At 61.6% G+C, this 17541-nt stretch carries 17 protein-coding genes; 2 read left to right on the top strand and 15 right to left on the bottom strand.

The features are described 5' to 3' along the window. Positions 1 to 47: 47 nt before the first annotated feature. Entirely contained in the window at positions 48 to 2084 is a 2037-nt protein-coding gene (locus tag ACZ445_RS10815; RefSeq protein ID WP_464708299.1) for an oxidoreductase, read from the top strand. Here the strand turns inward: ACZ445_RS10815 and ACZ445_RS10810 are convergent. The 6 genes from ACZ445_RS10810 to ACZ445_RS10785 all read right to left on the bottom strand — a co-directional run bounded on the left by ACZ445_RS10810 (position 2081) and on the right by ACZ445_RS10785 (position 7662). Beyond that, positions 2081 to 2752: a TetR/AcrR family transcriptional regulator gene (locus tag ACZ445_RS10810; RefSeq protein ID WP_058427074.1), complete on the bottom strand. Its 672-nt coding sequence runs from the start codon at positions 2750 to 2752 to the stop codon at positions 2081 to 2083. The genes ACZ445_RS10815 and ACZ445_RS10810 overlap by 4 nt on opposite strands. 99 nt (positions 2753 to 2851) lie before the next feature. Continuing rightward, on the bottom strand, positions 2852 to 4150 hold the full coding sequence (dctA, locus tag ACZ445_RS10805; RefSeq protein WP_058427075.1) for a C4-dicarboxylate transporter DctA: 1299 nt from the start codon (positions 4148 to 4150) through the stop codon (positions 2852 to 2854). A gap of 40 nt (positions 4151 to 4190) precedes the next feature. Continuing rightward, a complete protein-coding gene (locus ACZ445_RS10800; RefSeq protein ID WP_058427076.1) occupies positions 4191 to 5132 on the bottom strand; it encodes a D-2-hydroxyacid dehydrogenase in 942 nt (313 codons plus the stop codon). Then, positions 5129 to 5512 carry a VOC family protein gene (locus ACZ445_RS10795; RefSeq protein WP_058427077.1) on the bottom strand — a complete coding sequence of 128 codons (384 nt, stop codon included), beginning with the start codon at positions 5510 to 5512 and terminating at the stop codon, positions 5129 to 5131. The genes ACZ445_RS10800 and ACZ445_RS10795 overlap by 4 nt, the downstream gene beginning before the upstream one ends. Then, complete coding sequence (locus ACZ445_RS10790; protein ID WP_058427078.1) at positions 5505 to 6455, bottom strand: hydroxymethylglutaryl-CoA lyase; 951 nt, start codon at positions 6453 to 6455, stop codon at positions 5505 to 5507. The genes ACZ445_RS10795 and ACZ445_RS10790 overlap by 8 nt, the downstream gene beginning before the upstream one ends. Before the next feature lie 16 nt (positions 6456 to 6471). Next, entirely contained in the window at positions 6472 to 7662 is a 1191-nt protein-coding gene (locus ACZ445_RS10785; protein ID WP_058427079.1) for a CaiB/BaiF CoA transferase family protein, read from the bottom strand. Between the two features lie 113 nt (positions 7663 to 7775). On the opposite strand from ACZ445_RS10785, the gene ACZ445_RS10780 reads away from it, so the two are divergent. Further along, positions 7776 to 8690, top strand: coding sequence for a LysR substrate-binding domain-containing protein (locus tag ACZ445_RS10780; protein ID WP_179029011.1), 915 nt, complete (start codon positions 7776 to 7778; stop codon positions 8688 to 8690). A 24-nt stretch (positions 8691 to 8714) separates the two neighbouring features. Here the strand turns inward: ACZ445_RS10780 and ACZ445_RS10775 are convergent, their stop codons facing one another. The 9 genes from ACZ445_RS10775 to iacA all read right to left on the bottom strand — a co-directional run bounded on the left by ACZ445_RS10775 (position 8715) and on the right by iacA (position 17212). Continuing rightward, a complete protein-coding gene (locus tag ACZ445_RS10775; RefSeq protein ID WP_341869303.1) occupies positions 8715 to 9758 on the bottom strand; it encodes an alpha/beta hydrolase family protein in 1044 nt (347 codons plus the stop codon). A 3-nt stretch (positions 9759 to 9761) separates the two neighbouring features. Continuing rightward, on the bottom strand, positions 9762 to 11126 hold the full coding sequence (locus ACZ445_RS10770; RefSeq protein ID WP_179029010.1) for an ArnT family glycosyltransferase: 1365 nt from the start codon (positions 11124 to 11126) through the stop codon (positions 9762 to 9764). A 477-nt stretch (positions 11127 to 11603) separates the two neighbouring features. Continuing rightward, positions 11604 to 12101 carry a flavin reductase gene (locus ACZ445_RS10765; protein ID WP_058427080.1) on the bottom strand — a complete coding sequence of 166 codons (498 nt, stop codon included), beginning with the start codon at positions 12099 to 12101 and terminating at the stop codon, positions 11604 to 11606. A 10-nt stretch (positions 12102 to 12111) separates the two neighbouring features. After that, a complete protein-coding gene (locus ACZ445_RS10760) occupies positions 12112 to 13071 on the bottom strand; it encodes a PDR/VanB family oxidoreductase (RefSeq protein ID WP_058427081.1) in 960 nt (319 codons plus the stop codon). A 51-nt stretch (positions 13072 to 13122) separates the two neighbouring features. Continuing rightward, positions 13123 to 13863, bottom strand: coding sequence for an SDR family NAD(P)-dependent oxidoreductase (locus ACZ445_RS10755; protein WP_179029008.1), 741 nt, complete (start codon positions 13861 to 13863; stop codon positions 13123 to 13125). A gap of 11 nt (positions 13864 to 13874) precedes the next feature. Next, on the bottom strand, positions 13875 to 14351 hold the full coding sequence (locus ACZ445_RS10750; protein WP_058427083.1) for an aromatic-ring-hydroxylating dioxygenase subunit beta: 477 nt from the start codon (positions 14349 to 14351) through the stop codon (positions 13875 to 13877). Between the two features lie 15 nt (positions 14352 to 14366). Continuing rightward, positions 14367 to 15641, bottom strand: coding sequence for an aromatic ring-hydroxylating oxygenase subunit alpha (locus tag ACZ445_RS10745; RefSeq protein WP_464705138.1), 1275 nt, complete (start codon positions 15639 to 15641; stop codon positions 14367 to 14369). A gap of 18 nt (positions 15642 to 15659) precedes the next feature. Continuing rightward, entirely contained in the window at positions 15660 to 16022 is a 363-nt protein-coding gene (locus ACZ445_RS10740; protein WP_071494982.1) for an IacB protein, read from the bottom strand. A gap of 17 nt (positions 16023 to 16039) precedes the next feature. Beyond that, a complete protein-coding gene (gene iacA / locus ACZ445_RS10735) occupies positions 16040 to 17212 on the bottom strand; it encodes an indole-3-acetate monooxygenase (RefSeq protein ID WP_464705137.1) in 1173 nt (390 codons plus the stop codon). Between the last annotated feature and the right edge of the window lie 329 nt (positions 17213 to 17541).

Below are 17541 nucleotides of genomic sequence, written 5' to 3'. Positions count from 1 at the left end.
ATTTCAAATCGCCAAGCCTGATGATGCCCACGACGGAGCACACCCTGATGTCCAGCGATCCCCTGCTGCAGACCTACAAGATCAAGCACCTGACCCTGCGCAACCGGATCATGACCACGGCCCACGAACCGGCCTACCCGGTGGACGGCATGCCGCAGGCGCTGTACCGCGCCTACCACGTCGAACGCGCCAAGGCCGGCGTGGCCCTGACCATGACCGCAGGCTCCGCCGCGGTGTCGCGGGACAGCCCACCGGTGTTCAACAACGTGCTGGCGTACAAGGATGAAGTGGTCGGCTGGCTGAAGGACTTGACGGACGAGTGCCACGAACACGGCGCGGCGGTGATGATCCAGTTGACGCACCTGGGCCGTCGCACACGCTGGGACAAGGCCGACTGGCTGCCGGTGGTGTCGCCTTCACACCGGCGCGAGGCCTCGCACCGCTCCTTCCCGAAGAAGCTGGAAGACTGGGACATCGAGCGGATCATCAAAGACTACGTCGACGCGGCCGAGCGCATGCAGGCCGCCGGGTTGGATGGCCTGGAGCTGCAAGCCTACGGGCATTTGATGGACCAGTTCTGGTCGCCGCTCACCAACGATCTGGATGGTCCGTACGGCGGTTCGCTGGAAAACCGCATGCGTTTTACCTTCGATGTCCTGCGCGGCATTCGCCAGCGGGTCGGTGAAGACTTCCTGCTCGGCGTGCGCTACACCGGCGACGAGGCGCTGCCGGGCGGGTTCGGCGCCAACGAAGGTTTGCAGGTGTCGCACCTGCTCAAGGACAGCGGCCTGGTGGACTTCCTCAATGTGGTGCGCGGGCATATCGACACGGACGCAGGCCTCACCGATGTGATCCCGATCCAGGGCATGCGCAACTCGCCGCACCTGGATTTTGCCGGCGAGATTCGCGCATCCACCGGGTTCCCCACCTTCCATGCGGCGAAAATCCCCGATGTCGCCACGGCGCGCTACGCCATCGCGTCAGGCAAGGTGGACATGGTCGGCATGACCCGCGCCCATATGACCGACCCGCATATCGTGCGCAAGATCATCGAACGGCGTGAAGAAGACATTCGGCCCTGCGTCGGTGCCAATTACTGCCTCGATCGCATCTACCAGGGCGGTGCGGCGTACTGCATCCACAACCCCGCCACCGGTCGCGAAACCAGCATGCCCCATGCCATTCCCAAAGCGGCGGTGCCGCGCAAAGTGCTGATTGTCGGCACGGGACCTGCCGGGCTGGAAGCGGCGCGGGTCGCTGGGGAGCGCGGGCATGACGTCACGGTGCTGGAAGCGGCGGACCGGCCTGGCGGGCAGATCCGCCTGACCGCCCTGAGCGAGCGGCGCCGCGAGATGATCGGCATCATCGACTGGCGCATGAGCCAGTGCGAACGCCTCGGGGTCAAGTTCCACTTCAACACCTGGGCCGAGGCGGAGACGGTGCTGGGCTTTGAGCCGGACGTGGTGATCGTGGCCACTGGCGGCCTGCCCGACACCGAGGTGCTGGCCCAGGGCAATGAGCTGGTGGTGTCGACCTGGGACATCATTTCCGGCGACGTCAAGCCGGGGCGCCATGTGTTGATCTTCGACGACGCCGGCGACCACGCGGCGCTGCAAGCGGCCGAGGTGATTGCGCAGAGCGGTGCCAGCGTCGAAATCGTCACCCCGGACCGCTCGTTCGCGCCGGAAGTCATGGCCATGAACCTGGTGCCCTACATGCGCAGCCTGCAGGACCTGGACGTGACCTTTACCGTGACCTATCGGGTCGAGACGGTGGAGCAACGCGACGGTCGGCTGCTGGTCACTTTCGGCAGTGACTACGGCACGGTGCACAAGCAACGGGTGGTGGACCAGGTAGTGATCAACCACGGCACCCTGCCGCTGGATGACCTGTACTTCGACCTGCGTGGGCATTCCAGCAACGGTGGCGCGGTCGAGCAGCATGACTTGATCGCCGGCAACGCGCAGCACCTGGTGACCAACCCCGAGGGTCGCTTCCAACTGTTCCGCATCGGCGATGCGGTGGCCGCACGCAACACCCATGCGGCGATCTACGACGCGTTGCGGTTGGTCAAGGACCTCTAAAGCGGTTCAAACTCCCCCGGTGCCGTCTCGGCGTAGCCAAACGCCCCGAAGAAGCGGTCCAGTTCGCGCCGCTTCAAGGCCTTGCCGGTGAACACGCTGACGTACTGGGGAATACGCCGGAAGCGCACTACCACGTCCTCGCTGGTGTTCATCGAGATGTAGCCGATCTGCGTGAGGTAGATGGTCCGCGCACGCACATCGGCGGCCTCGTCATCGTAGCCAAAGCGCCGGAACATGCCGGTCAGGGCGTTGATACGGGTGTCATCGGCCAGCGCGATTTCCGCCGAGACCTCCGCCGACTGCATCGCCCAACTGCGCACGGCAAATTCGAACTGCGAGTCGAACAGCTGCGGGTTCAGCCAGCATTCAAAGACGTTGAGAATCGCCTCGCAAATGCTTTCGGCATAACGCTCACACTGGTGCACCAGGTTGCCGGTGTTCTTGTCCCGCCAACGGGCCAGCAACGCGGCGAGCAGTTGCTCGCGGTCCTCGAAGAACCAATAGAAACTGGTACGCGACAAGCCCAACTGCTTGGCCAGCGGCATCACGCGCACGGCGTCGATGCCAGACTCTTTCAACGCGACGTAGGCGGCGTCCAGCCACACATCGACCGAGCCTCGCCAGCCCGTGTCCTGGTTCTTGCCTCGCGGTTTTGCCGATTGCGCCATCCGGTGGTCACCTTTGCCTGGGAATTGCCGGCCACTCTACACCCCACGCTGCGTGGTGCACAGCGAGTGTACAGCGGCGTACATTTCCCAGCCTGTGCCCTACCCCAACTCACGCTTGAGCTGCTCACGATCCAACGCCCCATCCCAGCGCGCAATGAACAGCGTGGCAACGCCGTTGCCGATCACGTTGATCAGCGCGCCACCCTCGGAGATAAACCGGTACACGCCCAACACCAGCACCAGGCCTGCCGCCGGGATCACATCGATCGAGCCAAGGGTGGCGGCCAGAGTGATAAACGCACCGCCGGTCACGCTCGCCGCGCCTTTGGAAGTCAGCAGCAGGATCAACAGCAGGGTCACCTGGTGGTACAGCGACACGTCGATGTCCAGCGCCTGGGCAATGAAGATCGCCAGCACCGTCATGTTGATGCAGCTGCCGTCGAGGTTGAAGCAGTAACCGGACGGCACCACCAGGCCGACGGTGGATTTCTCGCAGCCGAGTTTTTCCAGCTTGCCCATCAGGCGCGGCAAGGCTGATTCGGAGGACGACGTACCCAGCACCAGCACCAGTTCTTCACGGATGTACTTGAGGAACTTCCACAGGCTGAAACCGGCCAGCCGCGCCACCAGGTTGAGCACCACGAACACGAATACCAGCCCGGTGACGTAGTAGCACAGCAGCAGGTTCACGTAGGCGCCCAGGGACTGCACGCCGTACTTGCCCACGGTGAACGCCATGCCGCCGAACGCGCCCAGCGGCGCCAGGTACATGACGATCTTGAGCATGCGGAAGAACGCCTTGGCCACCAGGTCGATGGTGTTGAGCAACGGCTTGCCAGTGTCGCCCAGCAATTGCAGGCCAAAGGCAAACAGCACCGAGATGAACAACACCTGGAGGATGTCGCCATCGGTAAACGCACCGAACACGGTGCTGGGCACGATGTGGGTGAGGAAACCGACCACGCTCTGGTCGTGGGCCGCCTTGGTGTAGCCGGCGATGGCCGAAACGTCGAGGCTGGCCGGGTCGATGTGCATGCCGGCGCCCGGCTTGAACAGGTTGACGCCGATCAGGCCGACCATCAGGGCGATGGTGGTCAGCACTTCAAAGTAGACCAACGACTTGAAGCCGATGCGGCCGATGCGCTTGAGGTCCTGCATGCCGGCGATACCGCTGACCACCGTGCAGAAGATGATCGGCGCGATCAGCATCTTGATCAGCTTGATGAACGTGTCGCCCAAGGGCTTCATCTGTTCGCCCAGGCCCGGGCTGAAGTGGCCGAGGATCACCCCCAGCACAATGGCCGCCAGCACCTGCACATACAGATGCTGGTACAGCGGTGTTCGCCTTGCAGGCGCCTGATTCACGGAGTCGATGGACGAGCTGATTATTTTTGTCATGGCTCTGCCTATAGGTTTTATGAGGGAAGTTGCTGGAGCTTCAGGTCACCACGTTGATCGGTCGGTGGGCGGCGAATGCCTCGATGTTGGCGGCCAGCACGGCCTTGAGGCGTGCGACGCTGCTTTGGCTGGCCCAGGCGACGTGGGGCGTGACCAGCAAATTGGGGTGCTCGCAATGCAACAGCGGGTGGTCGGCCTGCGGCGGCTCCACGTGCAGCACATCCAGCGCCGCGCCGCCCAATCGACCACTGGCGAGCCCATCGAGCACGGCGTTTTCGTCCACCAGCGCACCGCGTGCGGTGTTGATCAGCAACGCGCCGGGTTTCATCCGGGCGATCTCGGCGGCACCGATCAAGTAGCGCGTGTGGGGCGTGAGCGGGCAATGCAGGGTCAGCGCATCGGCCTTGGCCAACACCTCGTTGAAGGCGGTGTAGCCCGCCCTCACCTGCGGCGCGCCGCGGTGTTCGGCGAACAGCACGGTGATGTCCAGGGCCTTGGCCAGGCGCGCCACGCGGCTGCCGATATCACCGCGCCCGACGATGCCCAGGGTCGAGCCTTGCAGGTCCTGGATCGGCGCGTCGTGCACACAGAAGTGCGACGACTGCGGCCAGCGGCTGGCCGACGCCGCGCGGTAGGCCAGCAGGTGGCGGCGCAGCGCAAACAAGGCGCCGATAACCGATTCGGCCACACTGACCGCGCTGTACGCCGGCACGTTGCACACCGTCACGCCCTGATCGCGGCAGGCGGCGATGTCCACGCAGTCGTAGCCGGTGGCCGCCACGCAGATCAGTTGCAAGCGCGGCAATTGCGCCAGTGTGGCGCGGTCGATGCGGACCTTGTTGGTGATCGCCACGTCGGCGTCGGCCAGGGCTTCAAGCACTTGGTCGGGGCGGGTTGTTTCGCGCGCGGTCCAGGCGCTGGCCTGGGCTGGGCGCGGCAACGCTGACGGCAGGCTAGCGCCGTCGAGAAATACGATATTCATGCAGGCACCTGCTCGGAGATTTCGATGAGGTTCAGGTCCGGGTCACGCACATACACCGAGCGAATCGGCCCGGTCGCGCCGGTACGCAGCACCGGGCCTTCGATGATCGGCCAGGCCTGGGTGTTCAAATGGCTGACCACCGCGTCCAGCGAGACACTGGCGATAAAGCACAGGTCCAGCGCACCCGGCACCGGCAGGTGGGCCTTGGGCTCGAACTCATGCCCACGCTCATGCACATTGATTTTCTGGTTGCCGAAACAGAAAGCGATGCGGCCATTGCCAAAGGTCTCCAGGCGCAGGCCCATGACGCGGGTGTAGAAGTCTGTGCAGGCGGCAAGGTCAATCGTGGTGAGGACCAGGTGGTCGAGATGATCAATCATGGTGGGCTACCTGTTGGCTGAGGCTGTGCACGCGTGCGGGAATGGGATGCAGGTCCAGGCGCTTGCCGGCCTTGAGGATCTGGCTGGGGGTGGCATGGCCGATCAGCCCCGGCAAGCGGGCGGACGCCGCCAGTACGCGGTCCAGTTGCAGGCCAGTGTCGTAGCCCATCAGGTCGAGCATGTGCACCAGGTCTTCCATGCACACGTTGCCACTGGCACCGGGGGCATAGGGGCAGCCGCCGAGGCCGCCAAGCGACGCGTCGAAGCGCTCGATCCCGGCCTGCAACGCGCCCAGCGTATTGGCCAGCGCCATGCCCCGGGTGTTATGGAAATGCAGGGTCAGTTGCAGCTCGGGAAAGCGTTCGCGCACCTGGCGTGACAAAGTCTCCACCTGCGTCGGATAGGCCATCCCGGTGGTGTCGCACAGCGTAACGCCGCGCACACCCAGCTCGGCGAACCGCCCGACCCAGGCCAGCACTTCGTCGACCGGCACCTCCCCCTGCATCGGGCAACCGAACACCGTGGACAACGACACATTGACCGCCACCGGCCCACGCCCGATCACCCCCACCACTTCCCTGAGCTGGGCGAACGACTGTTCGCGGGTCATGCGCAGGTTGGAACGGTTGTGCGACTCGCTCACCGACATCACCAGGTTGGCCTCGTCGATGCCGCACCCCAGCGCCCGTTCGGCACCACGCACGTTGGGCACCAGCACCGTGTATTCCACGCCGCTTTGGCGCTGGATCCCGGCCATCACCGCCTCGGCGTCACGCAAGGCGGGGATGGCCTTGGGCGAGGTGAACGAGGTCACTTCGATCTTGGCGTAGCCGCACTGGCTCAGCGCATCGATCAGGGCGATTTTCTGTTCGGTATCGATAAAGCTCTTTTCGTTCTGGAAGCCGTCACGGGTGGCGACTTCCTGCAGGTACAGGCGTTTCATTGAAGGGCTCCTTGGTTCAGATCAGGCCGCGAGCGCGCCAGGCGGCACGGGTCGGCGCGTCGATACCGATGCTGTCGAGCACCGCATCGGTGTGCTGCCCCAGACGCGGCGCGCGCGACTGCACGCGGCCGGGCGTGGCGGTCAGCTTGGGGACAATGCCGGGCAAGGTGACGGCGGTGCCGTCGTCCAGCTGGCTGGCGAGCAGCATGTCGCGCGCCTGGTAATGGGGGTCGACGGCGATGTCGGCGGCGTCGTAGATCTTGCCGGAGGGAATGTTGGCGTCCTTCAACGCGGCGAGTACCTCCTCCAGGTTACGCTCGGCCGTCCAGGTGGAAATCGCCGCGTCGATGCGGGCCACATGGCGTACGCGGCCATCGTTCTGCGCCAGTTCCGGGTCGTCGGCGAGGTCCAGGCGCTCGATCTTTTCCATCAGGCGTCGGTAGATGCTGTCGCCATTGCCGGCGATCAACGCATACTTTCCATCCTTGCAACGGTAGGCGTTGGTCGGCGCGATGCCGGGCAAGCTGCTGCCGGCCGGTTCACGCACCGTGCCGAACACCGAATATTCGGGAATCAGGCTTTCCATCAGGTTGAACACCGACTCGTACAAGGCCACATCCACCTGCTGGCCGACGCCGCGCTGCTGCTCGCGATGGCGCAGGGCAAGCAGCACACCGATCACCCCGTGCAAGGCGGACAACGAGTCGCCGATCGACACCCCGACGCGCACCGGCGTGCGCCCTGGCTCGCCGGAAAGATGGCGCAAACCGCCCATGGCCTCGCCGATCACCCCAAAGCCCGGCAAGTCGCGATACGGCCCGGTCTGGCCGTAGCCGGAGACCCGCAGCATCACCAGGCCGGGGTTGATTGCCGACAGTGCATCCCAGCCCAGGCCCCATTTCTCAAGGGTGCCGGGGCGGAAGTTCTCGATCAGGATGTCGGCGTCCTTGACCAGCCGCTTGACCACCTCACGGGCTTCGCCCTGACGCAGGTCGAGGGTGACCGATTGCTTGTTGCGTGACTGGGCGGCCCACCACACCGAGGTGCCGTCGTGCAGCAGGCGCCATTTGCGCAGGGGGTCGCCGGTGACCGGCGGTTCGATCTTGATCACTTCGGCGCCGAACTCGGCGAGGATCTTGGCGGCGAAGGGTCCGGCAATCAGTTGGCCCATTTCGACCACCTTGATGCCTTCCAGGGGTAGGCTCATGACGTTGTCCGTTGTTGTTGGAGGCGATGACCGGATAATCCGCGCAAAGACAGGTCGTGAGAATTTCAAAGATTTCCACTACTCTTTCCAGATTGGAAAGCCAGGGCATCAATATGATCAACCTGCTGCAACTGGACCTGGTGTCGCTGCGCCTGCTGGTGCTGGCCGCCAACACGCAAAACCTCACCCAGGCGGCCAACGGCGCGCACATGACCGTTTCCGCCGCGAGCAAGCGCCTGGCCGAACTGGAGCGGGTGACCCACTGCACCCTGTTCAACCGCGTCCCCCGCGGCTTGCAACTCACTCCGGCGGGTCGAGGCCTGGCGGAACATGCACGCACAATGCTCGACGTCGCCCAGCAAATGGCCCATGACGCCGACGATTACGCCAAGGGTGTACGTGGCCATGTGCGGCTGTTTGCCAACACCTCGGCGGTGATCCAGTTCCTGCCGGCAGACCTGGCGGCCTTTCTGGCGGCCAACCCCCATGTACGCATCGAACTGGAAGAAGCCCTGAGCGACCGCACGATTCACGCCGTGGAAAACGGCGAGGCCGAGATCGGCATTTTTGCCGACAACGTGCCCGCACCCGGCTTGCACATGCGCCCCTATCGGCACGACCGGCTGGTGGTGCTGGTGCCGCAGACGCATGCACTGGCGCACTGCTCAAGCGTATCCCTGGCCGATACCCTCGACTTTGACTACGTCGCCTTGAACCAGGGCAGCTCACTGTTGCGGCGCATCAACGATGCCGCCGCCGGCACCGGCAAACGCCTGAAAGTGCGTATCCAGGTCAGCAGCTTCGATGGGATCTGCCGGATGATCGAGGCGGGATTGGGGATTGGCATCCTGCCGTTGGGGTCGGTGCATCCGGAGCTGCTGCAAGCAAAACTGCGGGCGATACCGCTGGAGGGGGAATGGGCGGCGCGGACCTTGTATGTCGGCGTGGCGGATCCGACGCGGCTGTCACCGGAGGCGGCGAATCTGTTCAGCTACTTGAGCAATATGGACGCTCAATCCACCGTGTAACCGTTGCGCCGGCTTTGCAAACGTTCACCGGACCGACGTTGAAGACTTGACCCAGCGACTCATCAGTTCCAGGGAACCCGGCGCATAGGCGTGACGCCCCAGTGCCATGAACGCGTACTCTTTCCATGCCGGCCATTGCGATACCAATTGATCATTGAACAGGCCGGCCCTCAACAAACTGTGGGTGGCGTTGGGGATGACCACCACGTGCCTATCCCGGGTGCCAGCAAACATCTTCCGGTAGACGCTTGAGTCCTCGGCCGTATTGACATTCAGGTCCTGGTCGCCCCAGACCGCCAGCACCGGGCCCTTCATGGTTTTCACTGCGGCAGTCACCTCTTCGTTGTAGTTTTTCTGGACGAAGTTGAAATGAGCACGGTCCATACCGGGAAACAGGTGGGGGCTGTAGGCTTGATTCGCCGTGCCGAAAACCTTGTCGTTCTTCTCGTATTGCTCTTTGACGATGGCGTCGATCTCAGCCTGGGAACGGCCCTCCTCCGCCAATCGCACCTGCGTGTAGTACATGCCTTGTCGGCGCCAGCTCACGGCCCCGCCGATAATCACTGAAAAGCCTGGGTCGCCTTCACTGGCGGCACGCGGAATGACCCAGCCACCTTGGGAAAAACCCAGGAACCCGACCTTTTCCGGTGCAACCCCCTCCTGCTTGCGCACCTGCGCGAGCGCGGCCACCGCTTCCGTGGCACGGTCCGCCATCGACTGGCTGAGCCAATGGCCTGTGCTCTCGCCAATCCCCTGTTTGTCCCAGGTAAACACGCCGATTCCAGCGTCGAGCAAACTGTTGATCAGCGGGAAGTAGCCGTGGGCTGCGAAGCGGTCCATGGGACCATCCCCATGAATGATCAGCGCCACGGGCGGCGCCTGGACATTCAATGGCAAGACTAGCGTCCCGACCAACTGTGCGTCGCCAGAGCGAAACGTCAGCGTCGAAACCCGAGCGTCCGTCAACTCCATATCGGACAGGTTTTGCAGAACGAACACCACCAATCCCAGCAGCACCGCACAGATGCCAGCGCCTGCAAACACCGTATGTTTTTTTTGCAGACTCACTGTTCACCAGAACCAATAAGGCAGGAATTTAGGCGTCGGCTCATGGGCCAACTCCAGATGGTAAGTAACGGAGTTGAAGAAAAACATATCCAGTATGAGAAAGGTGACAGCCCCGAAAGAAAAGACGACGAACTCACGATGGGGATGCCCGTGAAAGCGTGATTCCAACCAGGGCCGCACGGCCACAAGCGTAATCAAACCCAGGCAGGCACCGAGGTAATTGGGCTGCAGCGGGGTCACCGCATACAAGCTGTACCCATAGGCAAGTAACAGCATCACGAGGCCTATCAGCGGCAACTCCAAGCAGAACCCAAGCAGTTTTCTCCGGGTATTTGCAAACGCTTCACTGCGATCCACGAAGACGTAGGCCGCCAACAACGAAATAGCCGGGGTGATCGACAGTATGTAACGCGCCTTTTTCGAACTTGGAATCGTGAACAGCACAATGATCACTAGGAGCCAGCCGGTGAGGTACAGGAGCATGCTCGTGACGGGATGCGGCGTACGCTCGAAAAAGTGTTTGCCCTGCTTGATGATCACACTCACCGCAATGATTGCGGTGACACCGTAGGTCAGCAAGCCTGCCGAAAAGTAGAAGTAATAACGGGGCGCGTGGTCACTGCCGAACCGCCCCAGTCCCTGCATGATCAACACCTCTTGCAGAAAAGCATCGCCGCCCTGCACATAGGCCGCCCAGGTCAGCAGCGCGATACCGGTGGCCAGGACCACGCCAGCCAACAATGAGAACACCAACAGCATGCGCCACTGCCGGCTCAACAGGTAATAAGAGGCAACGACACTGGCAGGTCCTATCAGGCCGATCGGGCCACGAAACGCAAAGCCCAGAGCCAGGCCGGCAAGTACCAGCAGCAACCGATAACGCTGTTTATGCACCTCGCCCGCGTAGGCCAGGTAAAAGCACATCACTGTAAAAAGTGCCGGGTACACATCCAGCGCCAGGGAGTTCACGCCGTCCAGAAATGACCAGGTGAACAGCGCAAACACCACCGCGTAGGCGCCCCATTTCTTCTCATGCAGCGCCCCCAACTTGTAAATAAACACCAACATCAAGGCGGCAGCGACGCAAAAAGGCACTCCCATCGACAGAATGGACACACGGCCAAACGGCAGGGACACCAGGTACACCAGGAGTGTATTGATCACGGTGTAATCGGGATAAGGCTGCAGATCTTCAGCGATTGGAAACAGCGTGACGCCGTGCGCAAGCATGTATTGGGCAAAGTCGACAAAGCGCGTGGTGTAATTGAGCACGGCGGGCTTGTATTGCAGGACAGCCAATACAATAAACGCAACGACAAAAATAAATGAACAGGGCTTTCTTATAGCCAATTCCTTTAGCTTATTCATGCGTCCCTGCCGTCTCTAAAAAAGCGCAGACTAGCACTTTGCTTTTCAGGCGATCCAGAGTGTAAAAGTGAAGAGTTGTAAAGGCCGTGCAACTTGTTTATTCAAGCTTAACAACGCTGAACATCGGCTGAACACAGGTCAAAAAGTGCGAGTTCAACCTATGAAAACGGTTGATTCCCGTACCGATACCCTATATGCCCGAATCAGCCCTAACCTACATTTCAACTAATTTAATTTAGCGCCTTGTTGTGCGCGCAACGTGGGAAAACAGTATGAAACTGCCCTCGCATTTAATGATCGCCTTTGCTCTAACCCTGCCCGTTCTTGCACTGGCGACCGACGGCGCGGAAGCACTTCAGCGCTTTCACGAAACAACTAAGGCGACATTCTAGAAACACGCCGCATACCTTGAAAAACACAATGTGCTCATATCGCACACGCCGGCACGCTATCGGCAGCCGGCGCAACGGGCCGGGTTCAGCAGGCTTTGGACGCCTCGCCCAGACGGTGATAAGCACGGTTGAAATACACCAGCCCCTCGTCGGCATTTCCCTGGCGGATGGTCTGGACCTCACAGTAGAAAATACTGTGGGATCCAACTTCATGGACCTGGGCAATACGGCAGTCGAAATTGACCAGCGCATCGATCATCACCGGCGCGCCGCTTTCCAGGGTGGTCCACTGCGTCATGGCAAAGCGCTCATCCATCGTCAACGCACGGTTCGCGAATGCGCCGGACATTTCCTGATGATCACCACACAGAATGTTGACGCACACCGCGCCATTGCGCTTGAAGTGCTCGTTGGAATGGGACGATCGGTTCATGCACACCAACAGCGTAGGCGGTGAGTCGGTCACGCTGCACACCGCTGACGCGGTGAAGCCAAACCGACCCGCCACGCCATCGGTGGTGATGACCGTCACGGCGCCGCCGAGCATGGCCATTGCATTACGAAAACTGCTTACGTCTACCATGTCGTTCCCCTTAGATATCCAGCACGAGTTTTTTTGATTTGGCGCGAGAGCAACACACCAGGATTTGGTCATTGCCGGCTTTCTCGTCATCCGTGAGGTAGACGTCGCGGTGGTCCGGCTCACCTTCAAGCACATCGCACAGGCAGGTTCCACACACGCCCTGCTCGCAGGAAATCTCGATCTTGATCCCCACTTGCGCCAGTGCAGCGAGGATGCTTTGCCCTTCTGCCACCTGGACGGTCTTGCCGCTACGCGCGGCCACCACTTCAAAGCTGGCGCCGGAACTGTCCACCTCTACCTGGAAATACTCCTTGTGGATGTGCTCCTCGGTATAACCCTGTTCACGCGCACCTTGCATCACCCACTCCATGAAGCCTGCGGGCCCGCAGGTGTAGAGGTGCACCCCGGTCTCACCCGGCCCCAACACGTTGGCCAGGTCCAGCCGCTGTTCAAGCCCTTCATCATCGAAATGGGTGAACACCTTGGCGGCAAACGGCGAATCCGCCAGCTCTGCCAAAAACGCGCTGCGGCCGCGCTCACGCCCGCAGTAATGCAGTTCGAAGGCGTGACCCGATGCCTGCAGCGTGTAAGCCATGGCAATCATCGGTGTGATACCGATACCGCCGCCCAGCAGGATCGAGCGCCGCGCATCGCCGGCCAGCGGAAACAGATTGCGTGGTGCGCTGATCTGCAACTCGCAACCTTCCTGCAACGTATCGTGCACACCGAGCGATCCGCCGCGAGAGGCTGGGTCCTTGAGCACGCCCAGCCGATAGACGCTCTGATCGGCGGGGTCGCTGCACAGCGAGTACTGGCGCACCAGGCCCGGTTTTATGTGAATGTCGACATGTGCACCGGCTTCGAACAACGGCAGCGGTGCACCGTCACGACGGGTCAAATCCAGGACGACAACGCCGTCCCCTTGCAGCTCGCGCTTGTGCACGACTACATCCAACAGTTGTTCAGTCATGGCCATGATTCCATGGAGTTCGTGAAGGTCGCCGTGGCGACCCGGTAATAGTCAGCGCATGAACAGGCCGCCATTCACGTCCCAGGTGGCCCCGGTGGTGAAATAGGCTTCGGGCCGCGCCAACTGCACGATCAGGTCACCCAGAAAATCCGCATCGCCCAGACGCTGCACCGGGATATTGGCCAGCAGGCCCGGCAGGCGCTCCGGCGGCACGGCCGCATGCACGGCGGCGGAGTCGATGGGCCCAGGTGCGATGGCGTTGACTGTCACCCCGCGCGAAGCAAACTCTTTGGCGAATATCTTGGTCAGCGTGATGATCGCGCCCTTGCTGGCAGCGTAATGCGCGCCCGTCGCGGTGCCGCCGTTCTGCCCTGCCAGGGACGCCATGTTGATGAGTCGTCCGTAACCGGCGTTAGCCATGTGCCCGCCCAGCACCTGGCACCCCAGGAATACGCTGCGCAGGTTCAGGCCCACCACGGCGTCAAACTCCTCAGGGCTGATTTGCATCAACGGCGTGGTCTTGGTCACCGCAGCGTTGTTGACCACCACATGCAGCGCACCGAAGCGTTCCAGCACACTGGCCAGGGCACGCTCGAAGTCATCCTTGCGGCCGGCATCCAAGGGCAGGGCCAGGCTGTGCGCGCCAGCGGGGTCCAATTGCGCCTGGCAAGCCTCTGCGGCCTCCTGCTCGATGTCGGTAATGACCACCGAATAGCCGGCCCGCAGCAGGCTGGCGCAAAAACGCTGGCCCAGGCCCTGCCCTGCGCCGGTTACCAATGCGATCTGGTTCATGTCGGCGCGCCTCAAAGGATGTAGCCGATACCGGCGAGGGCATCGTCACTGTTGATAAGGCTCACCACTTTGCGGTGAATCTCAAAGCCACCCCCAGCCCGCACCAACTCGTAGGTCAGGTCGGCGCTGTAGAGTTTCAGGCTCTCCTTGCGGAACTCACGCACGTTCTGTGCGCAGCGCACCGTCACGTTCACACCGTCGTCACTCAGCACCCGAAAGCGCGATTGCGTGCGCACCGTACGCGGCTGCGGGCTGGTGGAGATCGACTCGCCACCGATCAGGCGTTTTACCCGCAACTCACGCATATGCTGGTCGTCGTAGGCATAGTTGAGCGTGTTCTCGAAGTCGGTTTCCTTCGGGTTGATCGGGATGATGTAGGTGCCCTTGGGTGTCCACATCTTCAACCAGGCGGCGTACTCGCCATGGTCGAGCATGTCGCCCTCCTGCCAGATGAAGGCGGTGACTTCTTGCAGCACTTGCAGATTCATAAGGTTCTCCACGGCTCAGGCCGACATCATCTTTTTCCACTGTTGGTACGCCGCGCGCATGCCCGTTTCAGCACTTACGTCGGACACCCGGCCGTCGGCACTGGCACGCTCGCCGGGCAGGCCGCGGTTGAGCATGATCCACAGCTCATCGCCGGCGCTTGCGCCCTTCTGCACACGCTCCCAGGCTTCGGAGTCGTCCGGCGTACCAAACCCCATCGGTCCTTGAAAGTGCTCATGCAGGCGCAGGCGGTAGCGGTTGGCGGCGGCCGGGCCGCCGTCCATGGTGATGACCGAGTGGTGAATCTCGGTCTCGGTCACCGAGAGCGGTTGCAGCACCCGGAAAAACGCCATCGAACAGGCCACGTTCGGAAACAGATTGAGGTTGAAACCGGTGCCGCCCACCGCACGCACAATGCGGCGCACCTGCAGCTCCTCGATGCCTTCATCACGCAGCTCGGCGGCCAGTGCTTCAAAGCGCTCGGGGATGGGCTTGTCCAGGTCGGCTTCGAGGTCGATCAGGTCCGGAATCATCACCATCACACTGTGCCCGTTGCCCAAGTCCTCGACATAACCAGGGCCTTTGACGAAGTCGAACAACGCCAGGGTCTGCTCGTCCACCGACGACAGGAAGCTCTTGTGCACCAGCGGGAAGTGATAGGCGTCGGTGGTGTTTTCCAGCTGGATCTTCCAGTTGCCCGGAAAACGGAAGCGATGTTCGCCCGGGACCTTGATCCCGTATCCCGCGCCCTGCTTCATGAACAGGTCCATCCATTTCTTCGCCGCGCCGAGGTAGTCTTCCAGCGGCTGGATGTCATCCTTGAAGGTGGCGAAGATCATGCCGGCGTAGCGTTCGGTACGCAGGCTGACCAGCGGCAGCTCGGCCTTGTCGATGCAATCGGCGTAGCTTTCCGGATGCGGGATGCCGCGCAGCGAGCCGTCCAATGCATACCCCCAACCGTGATACGGGCAGACGAAACTGTTGGTCTTGCCTTTTTTGTGTTCACACACGGTGGCGCCACGATGACGACAGCGATTGAGCAGCACATGGGTGTCTTTCTTGCGATCACGCACCACGATCACCGGCTGCTTGCCGATGTAGGTGGTTTTGTAGCTACCGCTGTCGGGGATCTCGCTTTCATGGGCGACCCAGATCCAGGTGCTGTAGAAAATCTTCTCAAGCTCGGCGTCGAACAATTGGGCATCGGTGTACATCGAGGTGTGCACGCGATCGGACTGCACCAGGTCGGCAGGATCGACGGCAAGGTTCACGGCAGGAATCAGCTTGTTCATGGGATGGCCTCCTCGGCATCAAGTGCGCTGGATGATCAGCTCGCGCCCGACCCGGGCTTCGACTTTGGTGTAGCGCCACAATTTGTACGGGCCATCGCCGACCGGCGTGCTACGGAACAGGTTGCAGGCGGCATGTACGGTGTCGATGTCCGGCACATCGGCCAGCAAATAAGTGGTCCAGGGAAAACCGTCGGAGGGGCCGACCATGCTCTGGTCGTCGTCCATATTGCCGAGCACCTGCACGCCCGCCAGGTCGTGAATGCCGTTCCACATCGCGCTGAAGGCTGCCCAGACCTGCAATTGCTCGTCACGGGGTGCATCGAAGAAGTTCTGGTTGATCCCCATGCAGAACAGCACGCGGAGCATTTTTTTATCGTTCATTTTCAGGGTCTCGACGGTTAGAGGTAGCCAGGCAAGGGTTGTTTACCGAAGAACATGGCTCCGGCGTTCTGATAGGTGATGTCGCCCATGAAGGCGTGCTGGGTCACGACCTGGGCATCGTTGACGCAGCGGGCCAACGGGCTGTCGTTGAACACACCACTCATGCCCGAGAGCATTTGCGCGGTACGGGCGACATCGGCGGCCACGCGTGTGGCGTGGGTGGAAGACAGGCGCAGCAGATTGGTGGCTGCCACCGGCACTGCATCGCCCGCCAGCACGTACTCCCAGGCGCGCTCGATGGATTCGTAGAAGAATGCACGGGCTGCCCGCAGGTCCGCTTCCGCCCGGGCGATATCGACTTGAGCCAGTGGCCGATCGGCAATCGCCGGCGCGCCGGTGACCGATACGCGGCCGCAGGCCATGTCCGTCAATGCATCCAGGGCGGCGCGGGCAACACCCAGGCCGACCACCGAGAGCACTTGGGTGGCGAATGACAGTGACGGGTAACGAAAAAACGGCTCGTCGAGAGTGGGCAGGCCACCGCGCACGAAGGTCCACTCCTCGGCGACCCGCACATTGTCGGCCACCAGGTCATGACTGCCCGTTCCCAACAGGCCGACGGTATCCCAGGTTTCCTCGATGCGAATGGCGCTGCGCGGCATCACGGCAATACGCGGCAAACCGAAGGTATCGCCGTCTTTGGGTGCGATACCGACGCCGACAATATCTGCCCCCAGCGACCCACTGGAGTACTTCCAGCGGCCGTTGACCATGAAGCCACCGGCAACCACTTCAGCCGGTTGCGGCGGGAAGATACCGCCGGCAAAGACCAGGTCAGGGCCATCGGCGTACACCTGGGCAATGCTCTCGAGGGGTAATGCCGCAAGGTAGACCGGGCTCATGCCGAAGCTCGCGACCCAACCGGCGGACCCATCAGCCTGGGAAATACGTTCGATGACCCGGCAGAATTCGGCGGGTGAGCATTCCAGCCCACCAAAGCGTTTGGGCACCAGGGCCCGGTACACGCCGTGCTGCTTGAAGGACTCGATCACATCCCGCGAGATGTGCCGCTGGCGGTCAAACTCACCGGCTCGGGCACGCTCACGAATGTCGTCAAGCAACACCTCGAAATCGGCACCTCCGACAAGCGAGCTCGCGACCCCGGTCGCTGAGGCAATTAGCGCATGCATATAGTTACTCCGTCGTCAGGAACGGTATGGGCTTGGGCAGGATTCAGTGCCGGAAAAACCGGGCATCTCGGAGGGGGGTTCTGGGCGCGGCGGATGTGCCTTCGACGCGAAGGGGCGCTACGCAAGCAGGGCAAACGGGATAGATCGGCATAGGGTTACCTTTATTTTTGTGGGTGCCGCTGCCATAAATCTGCGCGGATTTACGTGAATAGTCAATGGAATATTCACGCAATATTTACTGCTTAAAACGCCTTAAATTTAAAAAATGACATTCAATTAATTCCTTAAAATATTGTTATATAAAGATTTTTTAACACATAGATCTTTCC

Source organism: Pseudomonas allii (genome assembly GCF_055380095.1).
This window is presented reverse-complemented; position numbering and strand designations above follow the sequence as displayed.